5 protein-coding genes and 1 pseudogene are annotated in these 3,985 nt (G+C 59.7%); 1 reads left to right on the forward strand and 5 read right to left on the reverse strand.

Features of this window, described 5'->3' with window-relative positions:
• From Q0239_RS14345 to yghU, 5 genes and pseudogenes are all read right to left on the reverse strand, one after another.
• Positions 1 to 441: pseudogene (locus tag Q0239_RS14345) on the reverse strand (glutamate 5-kinase); the annotation flags it as partial.
• A complete protein-coding gene (gene obgE / locus Q0239_RS14350; RefSeq protein ID WP_298604038.1) occupies positions 426 to 1,472 on the reverse strand; it encodes a GTPase ObgE in 1,047 nt (348 codons plus the stop codon). The gene obgE and the pseudogene Q0239_RS14345, both read right to left, overlap by 16 nt.
• 43 nt (positions 1,473 to 1,515) lie before the next feature.
• Complete coding sequence (locus tag Q0239_RS14355) at positions 1,516 to 1,914, reverse strand: cupin domain-containing protein (RefSeq protein WP_298604040.1); 399 nt, start codon at positions 1,912 to 1,914, stop codon at positions 1,516 to 1,518.
• Between the two features lie 58 nt (positions 1,915 to 1,972).
• Positions 1,973 to 2,341, reverse strand: coding sequence for a VOC family protein (locus Q0239_RS14360; RefSeq protein ID WP_298604043.1), 369 nt, complete (start codon positions 2,339 to 2,341; stop codon positions 1,973 to 1,975).
• 52 nt (positions 2,342 to 2,393) lie between these two features.
• Positions 2,394 to 3,305 carry a glutathione-dependent disulfide-bond oxidoreductase gene (gene yghU, locus Q0239_RS14365; RefSeq protein WP_298604046.1) on the reverse strand — a complete coding sequence of 304 codons (912 nt, stop codon included), beginning with the start codon at positions 3,303 to 3,305 and terminating at the stop codon, positions 2,394 to 2,396.
• Between the two features lie 140 nt (positions 3,306 to 3,445).
• Here yghU and Q0239_RS14370 point away from each other — a divergent pair, with 140 nt between their 5' ends.
• Positions 3,446 to 3,985: a crotonase/enoyl-CoA hydratase family protein gene (locus tag Q0239_RS14370; RefSeq protein WP_298604048.1), complete on the forward strand. Its 540-nt coding sequence runs from the start codon at positions 3,446 to 3,448 to the stop codon at positions 3,983 to 3,985.

Consider the following 3,985-nt stretch of genomic DNA (forward strand, 5'->3'; position numbering starts at 1 on the left):
CGCGACGCTGTCATTTTCATTGATGACGGGCACGGCCCCTGCGCCCAGCAAGCGGTCCAATGTCGCAGTGATGTTGAGATATCGGCGGCGGTCTTCAAGATCATCGAGCGTCACCAGCATTTGCGCTGCGGTCAGCCCCTGTTCACCCAAAAGCTCCGCCCAGATGCCTGAAAGCAAAATCTGCCCGACGGAAGCCGAGGCCTGCGCATCGGCGAGGCTTGCGCGGCCGCCTTTTTCAAAACCGAGCCGCCGTGCCCCCAGAGCGATCGCACCCGAGCTGACCACGACGATTTTCTGGCCCGCCTTGTGCCTCAAGGATATGTCGGCAACGAGCGTTTCGAGCCAGTTCTGGCGGACTGCCCCATCGGGCTCGACCAGCAGCGACGAGCCAACTTTGACCACCAATAGTGGGCAGGCGGCTGGTGTCAGATGGGCGACCATTCGCCTTCCTCATTATCCCCGCTGGAGGTTTCAACGCTGCTCTTATCGGGTAGTGCCGCGATGACTCGATCGAGCACCTTGTCAACGCCTTGTCCGGTTGCGCCAGATATTGCGATCACCTCTTGCGCGCCAGCCGCCTCAAGCTGTTCGGAAATGTCAGCCATCAACTCTTCGTCGAGCAGGTCACCTTTGTTGAGCGCGACAATCTGCGGCTTGTCTTCAAGGCCCGCACCATAAGCTTCGAGTTCGTCGCACACGGTGTGCCAGGCCGAAACGGGATCATCGCCGGTGGCGTCGATAAGGTGGATCAGTATCTGGCAGCGTTCGATGTGACCCAGGAAGCGATCGCCAACGCCAGCCCCTTCCGCCGCGCCCGCGATCAGCCCCGGAATATCGGCAAGCACAAATTCACGGCCCTTATGACTGACAACACCCAATTGGGGGCGCAGCGTGGTGAAGGCATAGGCCCCGACCTTGGCCTTGGTGTTGGTCACCTGATTGATGAAGGTCGATTTGCCGGCATTGGGCAGACCAACCAGACCAGCATCGGCGAGCAGTTTCAGCCGCAGCCAGACCCACATTTCCTCGCCATCCTCGCCGGGCTGGTGCTGGCGTGGGGCGCGGTTGGTGCTCGTTTTGTAACTGGCATTGCCGCGACCACCCATCCCGCCTTTGAGGAAGGTGATGCGCTGGCCAACCTTGGTCAGGTCGGCGAGCAATGTCCGCTCGTCGTCATCTGCAAGAATCTGTGTTCCGACGGGAACCTTGATCACAAGATTTTCGCCGCCTGCGCCATAGCGATCACGGCCTGCACCGCCGCCGCCGCGCGGGGCCTTGAAATGCTGGGTGTAGCGGAAGTCGATCAGCGTATTGAGACCGGCAACGGCTTCAAAGATGATGTCACCACCTTTGCCGCCATTGCCCCCATCAGGACCGCCATATTCGATATATTTTTCGCGGCGAAAGCTGACAGCCCCGGGGCCACCGGCACCGGAGCGGATGTAGATTTTCGCCTGATCTAGGAAATGCATGGCCCGCCCTTAGGCGAGAGCGGCTGCTTTTACCAGCCTTGGCCTATCTTGCCCGTTGTTCGGTACCCAATCCGGCGGTGATGAACAACGCCGTTGCCTCGCCTTCGATGTCGGCGGTGTGCCACGCGCCGGGCGGGTTGATGACATATTCACCCGCGCCAATCGTCACCGAAGCGGTGGCACCGTCGGGAAATTCCTGGATAAGCGTCATCTGGCCCGATGTGCACACAACAACTTCATCGCCTGCCGGATGCATTTCCCAACTGTCCCAGCTTTCGGTGAAATGGTGCATCGAAACCAGCCGTCCTTCGGCCCCATCGCCTCCGTGGCGACCACCATAGCCCATATACCATTCCATCCCCCCGGTGAATTCGGGCTGCGGGACAGCGGTCGCACCAAGGCCGAGGTGGAGCGGGAATTTCTCCAGTTTTCGAACGCTCATATCGAGAAACTCCCCGCCCAAAGTCTACAAAGATGGCGCCAATGCAGGCTGCAACCTGTCACATGATGAAGGCGTTGAGCTTGTTACCATCGGGATCGCGGAAATAACCGGCATAGAAGCCTTCATCGCCGCGCGGTCCCGGAGGGCCTTCGCAGGTGCCACCATTGGCGAGCGCGATGTCGTAGAGCCGATGTACCTGCTCCTTGTCCTTCGCCTCGAGCGCCACCATGACGCCATTGCCGACCGTGGCAGGATTGCGGTCAAAGGGTTTGGTCAGGCCGATGCCTGCGGCACCGCCCGGGTTTGCCCACGCGATAAAACCGGCAACCTCCATCATGCGCGGCGTATCAAGCTCTGCTGCAATGGCGTCATAAAATTTGGCGGCGCGGGCAAGGTCGTTGGTGCCCAAAGTCACATAACCGATCATCGAATCATCTCCTCCAATATGGAAGGAACATTATGTGAACACTCGACTTAGGTCAATCCTTCTTCGGCGGCCATTCCCCTGCTGCCGTCAGCTTTTCGATGGTCCGCGTTTCAAAGTCGCTGGCGTCGTGCCGTTCGGGTAGGCAGGTAGCCGGATCACCCATCACCCGGTTGACCATCCGCCCGCGCTGCGCCGCCGGCCGCGCGGCGATCTGCTTGGTCCAGCGCTGGACATTTTTGTAACTGCCGACATCCAAAAATTCGCCCGCTTCATAAATCAGCCCCATGGCAAGTGCGCCATACCAGGGCCAGATCGCGATATCGGCGATTGAATATTCGTCACCTGCTATGAACTCGCGGTCCGCCAAATTGCGATCGAGCACATCCATCTGCCGCTTCACCTCCATCGCGAAACGATCGATGCAATATTCGATCTTGAAAGGGGCATAGGCGTAGAAATGGCCGAAGCCGCCGCCGAGATAAGGCGCGCTGCCCATCTGCCAGAACAGCCAGCTCAGCGCCTCGGTGCGCTTGGCGGGATCGGTGGGCAGTAAGGCGCCGAATTTCTCGGCGAGATAGAGCAGGATCGCACCCGATTCGAAAACGCGCTGCGGCGCCCGGCCCGAGCGGTCGACGAGTGCCGGAATTTTCGAATTGGGATTGGCATCGACAAAGCCTGAGCCGAACTGGTCGCCATTACCGATATTGATCAGCCAGGCATCATATTCGGCACCGGTATGGCCCAGCGCGAGCAGCTCCTCGAGCAGCACCGTCACCTTCACCCCATTAGGCGTACCGAGCGAGTAAAGTTGCAGCGGATGCTTGCCGATGGGCAGCTCCTTGTCATGCGTCGCCCCCGCGATCGGCCGGTTGATATTGGCAAAGCGCCCGCCGCTTTCGGTGTTCCATTCCCACACTTTGGCGGGTGTGTATTCGGACAGCGTCTGGTTCGGCGTTTCGGGCATGGGGGGCTCCTCGATTGGGTTGTTCTTTGCAACCGGTATAACAATTGGCAGAGCGTTGAACAGGGGGCGCTTATGAATAATAGTTGACGTTTACGTAAACGTCAGTTTTACTCTCCTGAAACAGACTCAGGAGAGCCCCAATGTCCGCATCTGCGCCCGCCACCCTCGAAATCACCAACAACATCGCCCTGATCCGCATGGATGACGGCAAGGCCAATGCGATCAATTTCGAGATGATCGCCGCGCTCAACGCCACGCTAGACACGGCAGAGGCGGAGGCCAAGGCTATTGTGCTCGCAGGCCGCGACGGGCGATTTTCGGGCGGGTTTGATTTGAATGCCTTTGCCAGCCTCGGGGCGGACGGGGTGTACAAGCTGCTCGATGCCGGGGCCGAATTGCTGCTGCGGCTCTATGGCAACAAACTGCCGGTGGTCGCGGCCTGCACCGGACATGCCATTGCGATGGGCGTATTCATCCTGAACGCCTGCGACACCCGCGTCGGGACGGCGGGCGAGTACAAGATCGGCGCGAATGAGGCGATTACCGGCATGAACCTGCCGATCTTCGCGATGGAGCTGTCGCGCGACCGGTTGAACCCCACGCACCTGACCCGCGCGACGATCCAGGGCTTTATCTATGACCCAAAGGCGCGGTCGAGGCGGGCTATCTCGATATTCTAG

Source organism: uncultured Sphingorhabdus sp. (assembly GCF_937872355.1).
GTDB lineage: Bacteria > Pseudomonadota > Alphaproteobacteria > Sphingomonadales > Sphingomonadaceae > Sphingorhabdus_B.

Excerpts from the sequence above, each read along its gene's own strand:
- obgE (WP_298604038.1), bottom strand. The coding sequence starts at position 1,472 with ATGCATTTCCTAGATCAGGCGAAAATCTACATCCGCTCCGGTGCCGGT.
- Q0239_RS14355 (WP_298604040.1), bottom strand. The coding sequence starts at position 1,914 with ATGAGCGTTCGAAAACTGGAGAAATTCCCGCTCCACCTCGGCCTTGGT.
- Q0239_RS14360 (WP_298604043.1), bottom strand. The coding sequence starts at position 2,341 with ATGATCGGTTATGTGACTTTGGGCACCAACGACCTTGCCCGCGCCGCC.
- yghU (WP_298604046.1), bottom strand. The coding sequence starts at position 3,305 with ATGCCCGAAACGCCGAACCAGACGCTGTCCGAATACACACCCGCCAAA.
- Q0239_RS14370 (WP_298604048.1), top strand. The coding sequence starts at position 3,446 with ATGTCCGCATCTGCGCCCGCCACCCTCGAAATCACCAACAACATCGCC.